At 28.1% G+C, this 17,053-nt stretch carries 18 protein-coding genes; 10 read left to right on the top strand and 8 right to left on the bottom strand.

The window, feature by feature from the left end:
* Positions 1 to 20: 20 nt before the first annotated feature.
* From BCB68_RS04645 to BCB68_RS04615, 7 genes are all read left to right on the top strand, one after another.
* Positions 21 to 833 carry a TraX family protein gene (locus BCB68_RS04645; RefSeq protein ID WP_094079722.1) on the top strand — a complete coding sequence of 271 codons (813 nt, stop codon included), beginning with the start codon at positions 21 to 23 and terminating at the stop codon, positions 831 to 833.
* 84 nt (positions 834 to 917) lie between these two features.
* A complete protein-coding gene (locus tag BCB68_RS04640; protein WP_237048709.1) occupies positions 918 to 1,652 on the top strand; it encodes a hypothetical protein in 735 nt (244 codons plus the stop codon).
* A 33-nt stretch (positions 1,653 to 1,685) separates the two neighbouring features.
* Positions 1,686 to 2,348, top strand: coding sequence for a DUF6683 family protein (locus tag BCB68_RS04635; protein ID WP_094079720.1), 663 nt, complete (start codon positions 1,686 to 1,688; stop codon positions 2,346 to 2,348).
* Between the two features lie 16 nt (positions 2,349 to 2,364).
* The gene (locus BCB68_RS04630; protein ID WP_094079719.1) at positions 2,365 to 3,132 is read left to right on the top strand and encodes a hypothetical protein; all 768 of its coding nucleotides are present in this window, start codon (positions 2,365 to 2,367) and stop codon (positions 3,130 to 3,132) included.
* Between the two features lie 48 nt (positions 3,133 to 3,180).
* Positions 3,181 to 3,606, top strand: coding sequence for a hypothetical protein (locus BCB68_RS04625; RefSeq protein WP_094079718.1), 426 nt, complete (start codon positions 3,181 to 3,183; stop codon positions 3,604 to 3,606).
* Between the two features lie 86 nt (positions 3,607 to 3,692).
* A complete protein-coding gene (locus BCB68_RS04620; protein WP_094079717.1) occupies positions 3,693 to 4,808 on the top strand; it encodes a hypothetical protein in 1,116 nt (371 codons plus the stop codon).
* A 55-nt stretch (positions 4,809 to 4,863) separates the two neighbouring features.
* Positions 4,864 to 5,151, top strand: a complete 288-nt coding sequence (locus tag BCB68_RS04615) for a ubiquinol-cytochrome C reductase (protein ID WP_094079716.1) — start codon at positions 4,864 to 4,866, stop codon at positions 5,149 to 5,151.
* 430 nt (positions 5,152 to 5,581) lie between these two features.
* Here the strand turns inward: BCB68_RS04615 and BCB68_RS04605 are convergent, their stop codons facing one another.
* The 7 genes from BCB68_RS04605 to BCB68_RS04575 all read right to left on the bottom strand — a co-directional run bounded on the left by BCB68_RS04605 (position 5,582) and on the right by BCB68_RS04575 (position 12,755).
* Positions 5,582 to 5,992 carry an MliC family protein gene (locus tag BCB68_RS04605; protein WP_237048708.1) on the bottom strand — a complete coding sequence of 137 codons (411 nt, stop codon included), beginning with the start codon at positions 5,990 to 5,992 and terminating at the stop codon, positions 5,582 to 5,584.
* Between the two features lie 153 nt (positions 5,993 to 6,145).
* Positions 6,146 to 6,952, bottom strand: a complete 807-nt coding sequence (locus BCB68_RS04600) for an ABC transporter ATP-binding protein (protein ID WP_094080773.1) — start codon at positions 6,950 to 6,952, stop codon at positions 6,146 to 6,148.
* Positions 6,945 to 7,781, bottom strand: a complete 837-nt coding sequence (locus BCB68_RS04595; RefSeq protein WP_094079714.1) for an ABC transporter ATP-binding protein — start codon at positions 7,779 to 7,781, stop codon at positions 6,945 to 6,947. The genes BCB68_RS04600 and BCB68_RS04595 overlap by 8 nt, the downstream gene beginning before the upstream one ends.
* A 15-nt stretch (positions 7,782 to 7,796) precedes the next feature.
* Complete coding sequence (opp1C, locus tag BCB68_RS04590) at positions 7,797 to 8,597, bottom strand: nickel/cobalt ABC transporter permease (RefSeq protein ID WP_094079713.1); 801 nt, start codon at positions 8,595 to 8,597, stop codon at positions 7,797 to 7,799.
* Between the two features lies 1 nt (position 8,598).
* Positions 8,599 to 9,537 carry a nickel/cobalt ABC transporter permease gene (gene opp1B / locus BCB68_RS04585; protein ID WP_094079712.1) on the bottom strand — a complete coding sequence of 313 codons (939 nt, stop codon included), beginning with the start codon at positions 9,535 to 9,537 and terminating at the stop codon, positions 8,599 to 8,601.
* Between the two features lie 179 nt (positions 9,538 to 9,716).
* On the bottom strand, positions 9,717 to 11,327 hold the full coding sequence (gene nikA / locus BCB68_RS04580; RefSeq protein ID WP_237048707.1) for a nickel ABC transporter substrate-binding protein: 1,611 nt from the start codon (positions 11,325 to 11,327) through the stop codon (positions 9,717 to 9,719).
* A gap of 198 nt (positions 11,328 to 11,525) precedes the next feature.
* Positions 11,526 to 12,755 (bottom strand): replication-associated recombination protein A, encoded by a 1,230-nt coding sequence (locus tag BCB68_RS04575; RefSeq protein WP_094079711.1) that lies wholly within the window; start codon positions 12,753 to 12,755, stop codon positions 11,526 to 11,528.
* Between the two features lie 180 nt (positions 12,756 to 12,935).
* Between BCB68_RS04575 and BCB68_RS04570 the strand changes: the two genes are divergently transcribed.
* From BCB68_RS04570 to BCB68_RS04560, 3 genes are all read left to right on the top strand, one after another.
* Positions 12,936 to 14,639, top strand: a complete 1,704-nt coding sequence (locus BCB68_RS04570; protein WP_094080771.1) for an AAA family ATPase — start codon at positions 12,936 to 12,938, stop codon at positions 14,637 to 14,639.
* Between the two features lie 177 nt (positions 14,640 to 14,816).
* The gene (locus BCB68_RS04565; protein WP_094079710.1) at positions 14,817 to 15,314 is read left to right on the top strand and encodes a methylated-DNA--[protein]-cysteine S-methyltransferase; all 498 of its coding nucleotides are present in this window, start codon (positions 14,817 to 14,819) and stop codon (positions 15,312 to 15,314) included.
* Positions 15,315 to 15,355: 41 nt separating this feature from the next.
* Positions 15,356 to 16,294: a hypothetical protein gene (locus BCB68_RS04560; RefSeq protein WP_094079709.1), complete on the top strand. Its 939-nt coding sequence runs from the start codon at positions 15,356 to 15,358 to the stop codon at positions 16,292 to 16,294.
* Positions 16,295 to 16,518: 224 nt separating this feature from the next.
* On the opposite strand, the gene BCB68_RS04555 is transcribed toward BCB68_RS04560, so the two are convergent.
* A complete protein-coding gene (locus tag BCB68_RS04555) occupies positions 16,519 to 16,863 on the bottom strand; it encodes a hypothetical protein (RefSeq protein ID WP_094079708.1) in 345 nt (114 codons plus the stop codon).
* Positions 16,864 to 17,053: the final 190 nt, after the last annotated feature.

Genomic DNA, 17,053 nt, shown 5'->3' with positions numbered 1-17,053 from the left:
AGAAAAAATTAGGAGTAAAAATGAATAAAAAAGATATATTTTCTAAAGGGATAAATTCTTTTACACTGCATATTCTGGCAATGACATTTATGGTGGCAGATCATCTGTGGAATATATTTTTTCCTAATCAGATATGGTTAAATATGCTTGGAAGACTTGCTTTTCCTATTTTTGCCTTTATGCTCGTGGAAGGATTTTTTAGGACTAAAAACAGAAAAAAATATTTAATACGTATTTTTATTTTTGCGACTATTTCGGAAATTCCGTTCAATCTTTTTGCAAGTCTGGCATTAAGAGGAGAAATAATGGTATTTTATCCATACAACAATGTATTATGGACTTTCGGAATTGCTCTATGCGGAATGAATTTGCTGGAAAAAGTAGAAAAATCAGAAAATCTGAATAAAATAATAAAATTTTTTGCAAAAGCTGTTATAAGTATTATCACTGCTATAATTGCACATTTTGCAAGAAGTGATTATTTGGAATATGGAATTATAACTATTTTGATATTTTATTTTTTCAGGGAAAAAAATTATAGGAATATAATATTTCAGGCTTTATTAATGGTGTTTCTAAACATATTTATTATGCCTGGACTTGAATTACCGTTTAACTTTTTTGGAAATGAGATATTTATAAAAACACAGATATTTACGATATTCTCACTGCCGATAATATGGCTTTATAATGGGAAACAAGGTATTCATAACAAATTTACAAAATATATGTTTTATTTCTTTTATCCATTACACCTTTTACTAATAGTGGCGATTTATGTTTCTTTTATGATATATCTGATTTCTTTGATAGGTAAGAATTATGGAAATTAAGTCAAGCCAATATTTACAAAGCAAAAGTTTAAGAAGAACTGTTAATAAAATAAAAACATAAAAAATTCTATATCCATTGGGGAAGTGATAAAATTGAAAAAAATTTTAATAATAGCTATGATAGTTTTTGTTGTTTTTAGCTGCAATAAGAAACAGGAACAAAATAAAACAAAAAAAAGTAATAATATTGATATAAGCCAGAGCGAGAAAAGTAAAACTGAAGAAAATAAAGAAAATTCAGAAAAAGATAGCACTAAAATAGAAAAGCAGAAGGAACTTTCATCAGAAGAAGCTATAAAAAAAGCGGAAGAGGAATTTTTAAAGGACAGCAAAAATCTTGAGAAATACCGTAATTATGTAACCGTGGCATTTTATCAAAACCGTGAATTAAAAAAAACAAAGGAAATTACAGAAATATTTTTAAAAAATGCTCCTGATTATTCCTATGGTTACAGAGTGATGGCAGATATTCTCTTTTATGAAAAAAAATATAAGGAAAGTACTGAATATTATGAAAAAGCAATAGGTATTTTAAAACATGGTAAACAGAGTTATGCGGAATACAAGGATATTAAAGTATTAAATAATGTACTTTCAGAAATAATTGAAAAAAATTTGATACAAGCTTACAGATTATCAGGAGATAATGAAAAAGCAGTAGAAACTTTTATAATTAATCAAAAATTTCTAAAGGAAAATTATAATCCTCTTTTGTATAATATAGCATTAAATAATGCCAAAAAAGATAATGAAACGCTAAAATCTTCCAACAGTAAAAAATATGAGGAAAACAAGAAAATATTATCTAATTTAAATTAACAGTAAAGTAAAAAAATTATAGGAGGAGAAGCTATGAAAACAAAATTTATGAAAAAAATATTTCTTTTAAGTGTTTTAACACTAGGATTTGGAATTTCAAGACAGGCTTATGCTGATTACAGCGATGCATTTAAAAATGGGATTATGCAGGAACTTCTGAATATAACTTCGTCTTCACAAGGTAATTCCTATGGAAAATCATCGCTCACTTTCACACAGGACGGAAGTACTGATGGACTGGAAACATTAGTTGCAAGTTATCCGAAAAGTCAACATAAAGAAGTAAGGGCATCATTAAAACAGCTGTATGAGGCTTTTCCACAGGTAGCACGTTCTGTAGGAATACCGACAAATGATTTGTCTTCAGCAGTAGCGGCTGTAATAGCAGGAGCATACATGGCATATAACAATATAAGTCTTAATGACGACTATGTGAAACCTATGGCAAATCAGTTCAAAGCTCATCTTGAAAATAGCAGATTCTTTGATGGAATGAGCAATAGAGAGAAAAAAAGCATGTATGACCAGATGGTTATGGTAGGAATGACTTTGGCTGTGGGACAGTCATTAAATCAGAGTAATCCAAACTCACAGACTACAGCTCAATTAAGGGAGGCAGGAAAACAAATACTTGAAGCTATTTTAAAAGTGGATGCTGACAGAGTCCGTATAACAGCTCAAGGAATATCTTATTAATACGGAGGGGACTGAAATGAATTCAATTATTGCATTAGTGTATCTTTCAGTTGCTGTTATATTAATTGTTTTTGGTGTGAAACAAATAAAAAATAGAAAAAATCTTCGTAAAATTAATCAAAAACAGGAAGATGAAATTAAAGAAAAAATAAAACGTGGAATTTTAACCGCTGATACGGTTTACCGTAAAAAGATAGAAACAGGAAGAGTATTTTATGAAGTGCCAGAGGATTTGAAAAAAGCAGTTGTTCTAAATCTTATTTGCTTTGCCATAATGCTAATATTAATATTTTTGGGAATAAAAATTGGAATACTGCTTTTAATAGTCTGTGCTGTAATAAGTACGATATATGGATATAAATATTATTATTCAAAAGAAAAAACAAAAAATACACTTGAAATAATAAATGAAGACTTTTACTTAAATGGAAAATTGTTGAATATTAAGGGCTACAACTGGGGTACTGAATTACTTCCCCTATTTGGAACTAAAATAATATACTCTAAATCCCATATTTATCTTCTTGATGGCAAAAAAGAAATCTGTTTTATACCTGAAAGACAGTTAAAAAGATCTCGAATAGACATAATAATGGAAGATGACAGAATTTCAAAAATTATAGATGATATTATTGATGTAATCAAAGAAAAACAAATTCCAAAAGTAAAATTCAGACTTTTTAAAATGAAAAAAATGCAGAGCATACTTCTTTTTTTACTTTTTATATCAATTGTGACACTTGTTTCTTTGTATAAAAGTAAAGCATATATGTATTTATTTTAAAATAACTGATGGAATTTTGAATAGTTAAATATAAACAGAGGTAAAAAAATGAAAATTAAAAAAGTAAATCTGGTTGTAATGGCAGGAATGATTTTAATAAGTATGGGATGTGAATCAAAGGGTAAAACTTCTCAGGGTACCATTTCAGGAAAATATAATGTGGAAACGCTGACTACAAAAGGGCAGACTGTAAAGGTGGCAGGGCAGAAATGCTTTGAAGATTCATATTTTGAAATAAAAGGAAATATTGCCTATATAAGCCTTAACAATGTAGTTAATGGGAAATGTATAACAAAGGCAGGAACTTATGACATGCAAAGTAAGGACAACGGGAGATACATTCTTGTAGGAAACGGCAAGGAATCAGATGAAATTATTGTAAAAAATGGAAAAGTGCAGTATAATCAGGATACAGGAATTTCAATGATATTTTCCAAAGATGTGGCATCTACTCCAGAAAATATGGAAGAATAGTTTATTTTTTGATTAAAAAGTTAAAAGAATATAGTATTTCTCAGTACAAATGAGAAAATTTATTATTAGAAAAATCAGGAGGAATCATGAAAAGATTTATATCATTTATTTTACTGGCAATCATATTTATAACAAGCTGTGGAATTAGTGAAGGTTCTGAAAATGATGATAAAAAGGCAGTAGCATCGGCTTTTAGCGATTATATCAATGCAGCAAAAAATGAAGATACAAAAAAAGTTAGTGAATATCATTTAATGTGGTTTAATATCTGGCGTACTTCACAAGAAAGTTATAAATATCTTACTTATAAAATAAATAAAATTGAACTAACAAAGCAGAAAAATGGAAACGGAAGGGACATAAAGCTGGCTTATGTAAATGTGTCATTAAAATATCCCGATTTAAACTATACAATGTCTAAATTTTATAAAAACAAAGACTTTAATTCGTTGGTAAGAGGAAAAAGCAGATCTACACAACTAGAAATAATAGAACAGGAAATCTCTTCTTTTTTGAAAAGTGAATTAAAGAAGAATGACACAAAATATATCGAAAAAGAGATGACTGTAAAATTTGAATATAATATTCCAATCGGAAGATGGGTAATTCCCGAAGACTGCAATAAGGAATTTATAAATATTCTTTCGCTTGACAATTATAAAATAAAGGGGATGGATAAAACAATAGGAGAAATTACAAGAACACCATCAGATGATAAGGATAGAAAACTTTTAATTAGTGAAAAAGAGGAAAAAATAAAAAATAAAACAGCAAAAATTGATGATTATAAACTGCTTCTAATACTTTATTCACCGGTAAAAAATCCTGATAATAGTAACTTTAAAAGAATATCGCAAAAATTAATAGAAAATTTCCCTGATTATCCGGAAGGATACCGTATTATGTCAAATTTTCTTTATCATAATTATCCTGATAATTATTCAGAAATATTAAATTATGCACAAAAAGGAATTGAAGCATATAAAAATGTCAATACAAAAAAATATCCAGAATTTGTTTATGAAAATAGCAGAAATCATCCAATGAATGAACTGTTCACAATTATGATAGATATTTATTTGAAAAAAGGAGAAAAGGAAAAAGCATTGGATATATTCAATAAAAATAAAAAAATTATAAAATACTGGATGCCTCCTGCGAACTATGTACAGCTTATAGAAAAATTGGGAGTAAAATGGTAGAATTTATAAATTTTCACAAATAACTAAAAATTATAATAATAGGAGCTGATTTGTTATGAAAAAAATTATTTTTGCATTTTTAATATTAGCAAGTGCTTACAATTTTGCAGCACAAGGAACTTTACGAACAGTAGAAAAATGTCGTGTGACTTCAAGAGGTATAACAAAAGATGGTAAAAGATTCGCAAACTGTGTTAGCCTTCAGTCAGGAAAAACATTTAATTTTACAGGACTTGTTGACCAGACTTATTACAAATTCTCAAAAGGAACAATATTTAAAGTATATTTTTACGGAAAGGGAAATAGAAATCTAACTTTGGAAACTTTTGACTATATTCGTTAATTTATAAAGAAAATTTTTAAATTTCTGCCTTTTTTATCTCCTTTGTTATTGGTATTTACCTGAGCTTTTTTAGCACAATATTCACCTTTAACTCTTTTAATTTCCCGATAAATATAGTAGTTCTATATTTTTTAAGAATTTTAGCAATTCTTGTTATTTTATAATTTTCTTTTAGCAAAACCTCTAGTTGATTTCTTTCATTTATGGTAAAATGCTTACGACTCATGATAAATTTCCTTTCGTTAATGTTTTTATAGTTACTAACATTTTAACACGAAATTATCATGAGTTTTATTTTATTTTAAATCTGTTACATTTTATTATACAATCTATCTTAAACAAAAATATTTTATAAAAAAAACATAATTTTCAAATCTTAGATTTTCTGTTCGATCTGTCAATTATGTTTTTCTTTTAATTTTCAAAGTTACTATCTTCTTTTACAAGATTTTTCGATATTATTTGCTCCTCTGTAAATAACGTCTTTTCCGCCTTTAAAGAACTCAATATCTCCACCTTTAGATACATATCTTGCTCCACTACCTGAAACTGCTACATTTAAGTTATAAACTTTTCCAGCTTTTGTTACTACTTTTGCAGTTTTTGTTGTTGGGTAAGAAACTGTTATTTTTTCAGTACCGCAAGTGTATGATTCTGAAGGCACTTTTTTTGTAGCAGTTTTTTTGGCAGACGATTTTTTATTAACTACTTTTTTAGCAACAGTTTTTTTAGCAGACGATTTTTTCCCAGCTTTAGCTGTTGCAGCAAAACTCATTCCTCCAATTAAAGTCATTACAGATAATACTAACATAGATTTTTTTAATAATTTCATCTTAATCATCTCTTCTCCTCATAATTTATTTCAATAGGAGTATACTACAAAGAACTATGATTTCAATTATAAAAAACTAATAAATTCAATATAAAACACATAGAATTACTTGTTTTTTATTTCCAATTTCTATAATTTTCTAAATTTATATTTTTTTCATTATCAAAATTCTATTACTGCCTCCAACAATCTTTTAGAATAATCTTTTTTTATATTTTTCAAATTTCGTATATCATTAATTTTTTCTTCAATTTTTCCATCTTTAAAAAATATTACACTATCACAAATATAAGTTATCGTCAATAAATCGTGAGTTATAAATATATACGATAAATTATACTCTTTCTTCAATTTTTGCAATAAATCTAAAATTTCAACTTGTGTAGAAACATCAAGAGAACTAACAGCTTCATCCAACAAAATAAACTTCGGTTTTGTCACAATTGCTCGTGCTATACAAACTCTCTGAAGCTGTCCGCCACTCAATTCATTTGGAAACCTTTCCAAAAATTCCTCCGAAAGTCCCACAATTTTTATCAATTTTTTCACTTCTTCATCGATCTTCTTTTTATCAATTTTACTTTTATTCACTTGAGAACTAATTATTAACGGTTCAGCAATAATCTGAGCAACTGAAAATCTAGGATTTACCGATGAAACATAATTTTGAAAAACAATGCTAATATCATTTTTTGCATCTTTATTTTCTTTTTGGTGAATATTTTTCCCCTCAAATTCGACTATGCCAGAATCTGCTTTCTCAATCCCAGTAATTATCCTTCCAAGCGTACTTTTTCCACTCCCGCTTTCACCAATAATTCCAAGACATTTCCCTTGCTCCAACGAAAGTGAAACATTATTCAATACAGTTTTCACAAATTTTTTCAGAAACTTTTTCTGTGTATAACTTTTTGTAATATTCGAAGCTTTCAGTAAAATATTATTTTTATTTTTTATTTCTTTATTCATAAATTTTATTCTCACCTTCATTTAATGTCCAATCAGCCACTTCCTTAAATTTTTTCATCAAGGTCCTTCGAGTTTCAATCAAAAAATTTGTATGTTCGTGATTGTGATTATTTATTATCTCAGCTGTCGTTCCACTTTCGACAATTTTTCCATTTTGCATAACAATTAATTTATCCGCCAAATATGACAAAATTCCCAAATCATGTGTTACAAAAAGAATTGACACAGCTATTTCATTTTTTAATATTTTAAATTCTTCAATAATATCTTTTTGATTGAGAGAATCTATCGCTGTTGTCGGCTCATCAGCTATTATCAACTTTGGTTTCAATGCAATTGCTATCGCTATCATTACTCTTTGCAACATTCCACCACTTAACTCATGCGGATATTTTTTTAAAACAGCATCAATTTCCTTCATTCTCATTTTTTCTAATGATTCCTTCGCCAAATCCAGTGCTTCTTTAGATGAAATATCCAAATGTTCCAAAAAAGTTTCAACCATTTGATTTTGAATTGTAAATAATGGATCAAACGAGGTCATTGGATTTTGCAAAATCATACAAATTTGTTTTCCACGAATATTTTTCATTTCTTTTTCTGTACAATCAATTAAATTTTTTCCATTAAAAATAATTTCTCCATTTACCCTGAAATTATCATTTAAAATATTCAAAATCGACTTACATGTAACACTTTTTCCACTTCCACTTTCCCCAAGAATCCCAACACAGCTATTTTTTCCTATAGAAAAGCTAATATTTTTTATAATTTCTTTGTTATTTTTTTTAAGAATTACTTCCAAATTTTTTACTTCTAATATGTCCATTTTGCCAAAACTCCTTTATTGATTATCCTTAAAACTATCTCCTAATAAATTAAAAGCTGCAACTGTTATTACGATAGCAAGTCCTGGAACTAGCATTTGTTCTGGTCTTGTACTAATTACATTTTTGGCCTCACTAAGCATTGCACCCCATTCGGGAACTGGCGGTTGTACTCCCAATCCTAAAAAAGATAAGGTCGATATACTCAAAATCATCCAACCCATATCCAGTGTAATTAATACGATTAATTCTGGCATTATAAATGGAATAATGTGCTTTTTAAAAATATATGATGTTTTGGCTCCAATTGCTCTTGAAAAAAGAATGAAATTTTTATTATTTTGACGGATTACATTTCCACGTATCATTCTTGCATACCACATCCATTTCACAACAATATTCGCAATAATCACATTTTTTATTCCTATTCCCAAGGCCCCAATTATAGCTAAAATCATTACTTGACTTGGAAACGACATCATTACATCGCAAAATCTCATAAGAATTTCGTCTATAATTCCTCGAAAATATCCTGAAATAAGCCCCACAATTAGTCCAATCAAAATTGTTGGAACCATTGTTGCAACTGATAAAAACAAAGTCGATCTTACTCCATAAATTAATCTTGTAAAGGTATCTCTTCCCAAATAGTCTGTCCCTAAAAGATGTTTTAGCGACGGACTTTTAAATTTTTGAGTAAGACTTCCTTCAAGCGGATTATAACTCGAAATAACTGGTGCAAAAATACCTAAAAGTACAATTATTGCAAGTATAATCAAACACGCCAACGCCACCCTGTCTTTTAATATTTTTTTCATTTTATACCTCTTTCTCCACCATTCTTGGGTCAATATAGCAACTTGCAATATCTACAATTAAATTGCACACAATAAACAAAACTCCCATAATTAGCACATAAGCCTGTATTATTGGATAATCCCTTCCAAATACCGCTTGTACACAAAGTCGTCCAATTCCCGGCAACACAAAAATATTCTCAATTATAAATGTTCCTGCAACTAATTTTACAACGCTCATTCCAAGCGCATTTAATGACGAATGAATGGAATTTTTTAATGCATGTCTAAAAATTATTGACTTTTTTGAAAGTCCTCTAACTTTCGCATAATAGATATGATCCTGCTCCAATGTTTCAATCATATTTGCACGAATTAATCGAACATATATCGAAATGTAATTCATACTAAGTGCAAATGCAGGTAAAATATACCCTGAAACCGAATTAACTCCACTAATTGGGAATATGTTAAGTTTTAACGCAAAAATTGATAAAAGTATTAGCGATAGCCAGTAATCTGGAATTGCAGTTCCTAAAAATACGATTACTCTCGTCATTTTATCAAAAAAGCTATTTTTCTTAATAGCACAAAATATTCCAATCGGAATACTCATCCCAAATATCATAACAAGCGAAACTCCCGCCAATTTTAACGTTACAGGCAAACTTCTAGCAATTTCATCAGTAACCTTCCTATTTGTATTTACATATGAAATCCCAAAATCAAAATGCAGACTCTTCCAAAGCCAGTCAAAATACCGCAAGAAAAATGGTCTATTTAACCCAAGCAATTCACGCATCTTATGAATATCAGCCTCTGTCGGAGTGATGTCATTCACACGCAAAGCCACTTCAGCTGGATCTGATGGAATCAAATTTATCAAGCAAAATGTAATAAATGTAATTCCAATAATTAAAGGAATTGATATTAAGATTCGTTTTATTATATATTTTTTCATCTAATAAATTTTCCTTTCTAAATTTCTTAAAAATTCTCTTTAAAAAATTTTACTTTAAACAAACTTGTTCGATAACCAAAACTTTTTAATTTTTTGAAATTACCGAACAATATTAATATTAATTTTTATATTCAAACTTGTCAAATATATATTTAGATATAAATTTATTTTATTCTATTTTATTTTAAATTCATTGAGTAATAAGGAACTTCGTATAATGATGTTCCGAATTTAACATTTTTTACTCTATCATTGAAAATTGCTCTATTTGTCTCGTAAGTTACTGGAATGTAAACGGCTTCATCTTGTAAAGTTGTTAACACATATTTGAATAATTCCGCTCTCTCAGACTCACTTGTAGTTTTCAATCCTTTTAAAATTGATTCATCAATTTTCGATTTTTCTGGCAATCCTTGCTGTGCTGCAAAATCTCCATAAACAGGTTTTCTCATACCACCAAGGAATGATTGCGGATCATACGGAATTCCCCAAGATATATTAAATACTATACCAAAATCACCTTTTTTCATTCTATCTCTATATGATTGCTCTTCTTCCCCAACTGTTTTCAATTCCACTCCAATTTTAGCCAACTGCTGTCCAAAATACTCAGAAATTGCTTTTTCACTAACACTATCAGCATTATAATTCAATGTAATTACCAATGGTTTTCCATCTTTTTGTCTTTTACCGTCAGCACCTTGAACCCAGCCTGCAGCATCCAACAATTTTTTTGCTTCATCTAATGAATAATCGTAAACTGGCACATCAATATTCGCATACGGAACTGTTTTCGCAAGAATTGAATCAGCTGGAGTTTCTGTACCTTCAAAAATTCCTTCTGAAATTTCTTTCTTATTTAAAACATGTTGCAACGCTTTTCTCACATTTTTATCTTTCAACGCACCCTTTGTAGTATTCACAAGCATCATTCTAGTCGCAACTGGCTCAGACATTATAGCTGAAAATCCTTTTTTATCTTTAAATTTCTTAAACGATTCACTATCAATCATATCACGCCCGAACACAATATCAATATCCCCTTTTTCAAGTGCCAATGCCCTTGTCTGTTCTTCAGGAATAACTTTTACACGAATTGTCTTAATTGCTGGTTTTTTTCCCCAATATTTCTCATTTACTTCAAAAATTGCTTCTTCATCAGTTTTATTTGATTTTAAAACATATGGTCCAGTTCCAATATACTTGTCAACTCCATTTTTTGTACTTTTACCATTTTTCATAGCTTTTGGCGAAATAAATCTAAATGGACGAATCGAACCAAGCTCAATCAACATTGGATAATAAGGCTCTTTTAATTTAATTTTAAATGTATAATCATCTGGTGTTTCAAATCCATTAAATAAACGCACACTTTCAAGCCACCCATGTCTATCTTTATTTTCCATAATTGCATCAAAATTCGCTTTTACAGCCTTTGCATCAAACTTTTCCCCATCTGAAAACACAACATTTTTTCTAAGATGAAATGTATACTCCTTCCCATCTTTTGAAATTTCCCATTTTTCAGCCAACTGCGGAGCGATACTCCCATCTTTATTAATCGAAACAAGTCCCTCATACAAAATATTCTGTGCATAAAGCTCACCTGCATAGTTATGCGGATTCAAATCTCTAATATCACGAAAATTAGCGGCTACAATTTCGTCTTTACTAGCATTTTTTCTAACATTTCCTCCACACGACATCACAAACATCAAAATTCCAATCATCATCACAAGAAATTTGAAACTCCTGTTTTTCTTCATTCTGCTTTTTCTCATCTTTTCCATCAAAAATTCCTCCTACAAAATAATTTCTTCTAAAATTAATCCTCAAATTTATAATTTAATATAAAATTGACATAAATCCTATTGGATTTAATAGCAAAAAACTCCTATTTGATTACTTTTAGAGATCTTACTAATTTATTAAATATTAAAAATTTTTACATATGTTTAATTTTATCATAAATTATTTTGATAGTCAAATTATTTTATTTTATTTTTTATTTTCTTAAAATATTCCGCAGCCGCCCTCTCAAATTTATTGTTGCCAAATTCATAAAATTTTATTTTTTCATTCATATAGACTTGATCAATATAGTGATTTTCATAGTTGTGAGGATATTTATAATCTTTTTTACCAACTTTTGTAAGATGAACTGGAACTTCCTGAATTTTTTCATTTTCAATGTGTTTGAGTGCTGAATTTATAGCATTGTAAGCTGAATTGCTCTTGGGAGAAATTGCAAGATAGATTGCCACTTCAGACAAGATGATTCTAGCTTCGGGCATTCCAATTTCCTTTATCGCATTAAGCCCTGCCACGGCAATTGGTAACGCCTGTGGATTTGCAAGCCCAATGTCTTCAGATGCCAAAATTATAAGTCTTCTTGCAATATACAAAATATCTTCACCACCAGAGAGCATTTTTGCCATCCAGTAAACAGCTGCATCAGGATCACTTCCACGAATACTTTTTATCATTGCAGAAACCGTGTTATACTTGTCTTCCGTCTTGTGATAAGATTTTTTCGTATTCAGCACTTCCTTCACTTCATCAAGTGTAAAATCCACCCCAACATTCGCAATTAATTCCAAAATATTTATAGCCTGTCTCGCATCCCCTTCAATAATCTCTGAAATATACTTCAAAATCTCATCTGAAATTCCAATTTTTTCTTTTTCATTAATATTTTTTAATATTTCAAGTAAATCTTTTTCACTCAATTTTTTAAATTCAAATGCCATACATCGTGACAACAACGCATTATTCAAGTTATAATAAGGATTTTCAGTCGTCGCACCAATCAAAATAATATTTCCATTTTCTAAATCCTGTAAAAGCGAATCCTGCTGCAACTTATTAAATCTATGAATCTCATCTAAAAACAAAAGTGTCTGCTGTCCGTTCGTATGAAATCTGTTGTGTGCTTTATCAGAAATCTCCTTTATATCAGTCACAGATGCCTTTATCGCATTCAAATATTCATAATGATAATTCATTTTTTCAGCAACAATTTCCGCAAGAGTCGTCTTCCCCGTTCCCGGTGCTCCCCAAAAAATCGCATTCATAAAATTTCCGCGCTCAATAATCTTCCTCAAAATTCCATTTTCTCCAACCAATTTTTCCTGACCATAAAAATCATCCAAACTTTTCGGACGGTATCTAAACGCAAGTGGCTTTTTATTTTCATATGCTTTGTCAAATAAATTCATTTTTTTACTCCCTTTTACTTTTTAATTAATACAATATTTTTATTCTAAATTTATTGTATTTCACTATACAATCTATTTTGTAATAATCAAATAATTTACTTTTTTATAATTCATATTATAATATATTCACTTAGTTAAAACAATAAAATTATTTATAAATAAAAAGGAGGGGTAATGAAGATGAAAAATCGCAAAAAAAAGAAATTACCAATTGGAATATCTGATTTTAAAGAAATTATTGAAAATAACTACTACTATTTCGATAAAACAAAATTTATAGAAAATATTTTAGAAGATGGCTCTAAAGTTAAATTATTTACTCGTCCGAGAAGATTTGGTAAAACTTTAAATATTTCGATGTTAAAGTACTTTTTTGACATTAAAAATAAAGACGAAAACAAAAAATTATTTGAAAATTTAGAAATTTCTAAAAGTGAATATTTTGAAAAACAGGGGAATTTCTTTGTAATCTCTATTTCTTTTAAAAATTATGATGCAGAAAACTGGGAAAGTGGATTTAACACAATTAAAAACGAAATAAAATTACTGTATAATGAATTTTATTTGATAAGAGATAATTTAAATCAAAGTGACTTGGCAGATTTTGACGCTATTTGGCTAAAAAAAGATAATGCTGACTGGATTAATTCCTTGTTTAATTTGACTAGATATTTGTACGAACTTTCTGGAAAAAAAGTTGTTATTTTGATAGATGAATATGACCAGCCAATAATTGATTCCTATATAAAAGGAAATTATGAGAAATGTATTGCGTTTTTTAAAGCATTTTATGGAAAAGTTTTGAAAGATAATAATTATTTGGAAATGGGAATTTTAACTGGAATATTACGGGTTGCAAAGGAAAATGTCTTTTCGGGATTGAATAATTTGGAAGTTCACACAATTTTAGATGATGAATTTACAGAATACTTTGGAATTATGGAAAATGAAGTTGAAAAATCTCTTGAAGATTTTGACTTAGAATATGAATTAAATGATGTTCAAAAATGGTACAATGGGTATTTATTCGGCGAAAAAAAAGTTTATAATCCTTGGTCGATTATTAATTTTTTAAATCGTGGAAATTTAAAATCTTACTGGGTAAATACAAGTGGAAATGGATTAATCAAATTATATCTCCAAAAATTAAAAAATGATGTTTTTGACGATTTTTCAAAATTATTAAATAAAGAAAGTATTCTTAAAAGAATAAACAACAATATGACTTTTGAAAATTTGAAAACTAATTTTGGAAAAAATATTTGGAATCTATTTTTTCATAGTGGATATTTGACTTTGGCTGATAAGTATGATGTGATGAAAAAAAATGCTAGTATTAAAATTCCAAACAAAGAAATTCTAGAAATGTTTTCAGAAATGTTTATCGAAATTTATTTCAAAGATTCTGAAACCTTTCTAGATATGACTGATGCACTTGTAACTGGAAATATTGAAAAATTTAAATTTGAATTGAATAAAATCTTATTAGAAAATATTGGTATTTTTGATGTAATTGGAATTTATAAAGAGCAGTTTTATCATGGATTAATGTTAGGACTAATCTTAATGTTAAAAAATGAATATGAAATTTCATCAAATAATTTTTCAGGAAAAGGTCGATATGATTTACTTTTGAAACCTAAAAATATTTTTGGAAGAAAAGAAGGAATTATCATTGAATTAAAAGCAATAAATATAGATAATTTGAAATTAAATTCAGAAAAGGTTCACAAAAAATTGTTAAACGAATGTGAAGTTGCACTACATCAAATTGAAGAAAAAGAGTATACTTCAATTTTGAAAAATGCTGGAATTGACAATATTTTAAAAATTGGAATTGCGTTTTTTGGAAAAGAGTTTGAAGTAAAATTTGAGAGAGAATAATTTATGAAAAATTTTTTGTAATTTGAAGTTAATTTTTTTAAATCAATTGTACACTCGGACCTATTTAAAACCAAACTACTAAAATTGTATAAATTTGGATTTTAAGTAAGTAGCCATAACTTTTGAGTTTAGTTTTAAAGTAGTTTTACTATAAATGAAAATTAAGGAGTAAACGCAATGAAAAAAAACATTTATTTTTATGAAACAAACACTCCAATTGGAAAAATTGGAATTGCTACGACGGAAAATGACTCTCATATCACAGATTTAATTTGGGAATCAGATTTTGAAGATTTTAAAAAACATAATGATTTTAAAATTTGTGAAACTGAACTGATTAAACAAGCGAAAAAACAACTTTTTGAATATTTTGAAAGAAAACGAAAAAATTTTGATTTGCCATTTTTGAAAGAAGGAACGCCATTTCAAATTTCTGTTTGGAGTGCTCTTGAAAAAATTCCTTATGGCAAAACTCGTTCTTACAAAGACATCGCAATCGCAATCAATAATCCAAAAGCTGTCCGTGCAGTTGGAATGGCGAATAATCGAAATAAAATTTCAATTTTTATTCCATGTCATCGTGTGATTGGTGCCGATGGGAAATTGGTTGGTTATGGCGGGGGACTTCATATAAAGCAGTTTTTGTTAGAATTGGAAGGAGTTCAAATAAAATAATTTGATAAATAAAAATCTAAATAATAAAAAAGGAGAATTTGATGAAAAAAATAATTTTGATAAAATTTTTGATTTTAAGTATTTTAACTTTTTCTTTTACAAGAGAAGAAAAAATACAAAATAGTTTGCAAAAATTGGGAATTAATCAAGAAATTATTAACGAAACGGTAAAAGCTGATTATGATGCGAGAGACATTGTGGCTTTTCAAACTGATGAAGTTGTCATTGGGAAAATATTACAACGATTTTCAGATATTTTGAAAAAGGATGAAAGAAATTATGTTGCTGCTGAGAATATTATTACAATCTATGAATCAAAAATTGGAAAAGATTATAAAAATTACTTGGATTTATTTGTAAAATACACACCTTATGACTTTGAGAAAACTTTTGCTAAAATGGTTTACGAGCGAAGTTATGGAAGTCAAAAAAAATATGACGAATATTATTCTCAGTTAAAAGAAAAATATAAAAATACGCCGATTTTGGAAATGATAAAAATTTATACAACAAAAGACAAAATACAAAGGCAAGCACAAATAAAAAAAGTGTTAAATTTATTAAAAGATGAAAATGTGAAAAAAGAGCTGGGCCTGTCTGATGAGGACATTCATTCAATGAATTTGACCTACACGCTTGTAGAAGCAAGAAAATATTATAATACTGGAAAAATTGAAAAAGCAGTTTTGGAATATATAAAAAACATTGGAAACAGTGATGTTCCTGATAATATCAGAAAATATAATGAACGAAAAGAAACTTTGCTATTTCTAAATATTCTGATGATAAACGAAGAAATCAAAAATCCTGCTCTAAAAAAGGAAAATTTAAAAAAATTAGAAAATACATTTATTGCAAAAAAAATAAAATTGGAAACTGCAAAAGATGAAGATTATTTGGAGAAATATTTGGAAGGAACTGAGTTTGAGAAAAATAGTAAGAATTTAGAAGAAATTTTTGAAAATAATAATATGATTTAAAAATATATAAATATTGCTGTTTTATGACAAAAAAAAAGCTGTCTCAAAATTTTAATCATTTTTGAGACAGTTCCTTTATTTAAACAAATCTAATAAATTTATTTCTATTTATTTTGATATTTCACAATTAATTTTGTTATTCCAAATCAATATATAAATTTTTATTTTTCATAATATGAAATTCAAATATCTGAAATAATATTATACAAAAATTCCTAATTCTTCTAGTGTTTTACTACATAAGCAATAGTATAAATTAAACCTATAGCCATCAACACTGCAGCAACAAGCATAAAAAATCCACTTATTATTATTGAGCAAACATTCATAAAATTACGATTTTTTTGATTTTTTATGCATAAAACAGACAACACGAAAGAACCTAGAATACACAAGGCATTTACTGCACCAAACATATGCGCTATTACATAATTTACCTTAAATATTGACATAACTTGACTTAAAATAGGTACTACGCTCATAATTAATGCTATTCTGCTAGCCATTAAATGTTGTTTTTTATCTGCAAAAACATCATCGCTTAATTTTTTTATTAGTTCCATTTTCATAATAATCTTCCTCTCATCTATTAAATTTTTTATATTTATTTTATACTTCCTTCCTTTCCTACACTCATATATTACCATATCAACCTTACGATAACATTCTCTCTACTTTACATTTACCTTACTTTTTTGAAAAATAAAAAACTGAAATTAATTTATATGCTATAATTAATTGATAAAATTTTAAATAGCA

Source organism: Leptotrichia sp. oral taxon 498 (assembly GCF_002240055.1).
GTDB lineage: Bacteria > Fusobacteriota > Fusobacteriia > Fusobacteriales > Leptotrichiaceae > Leptotrichia > Leptotrichia rugosa.
This window is presented reverse-complemented; position numbering and strand designations above follow the sequence as displayed.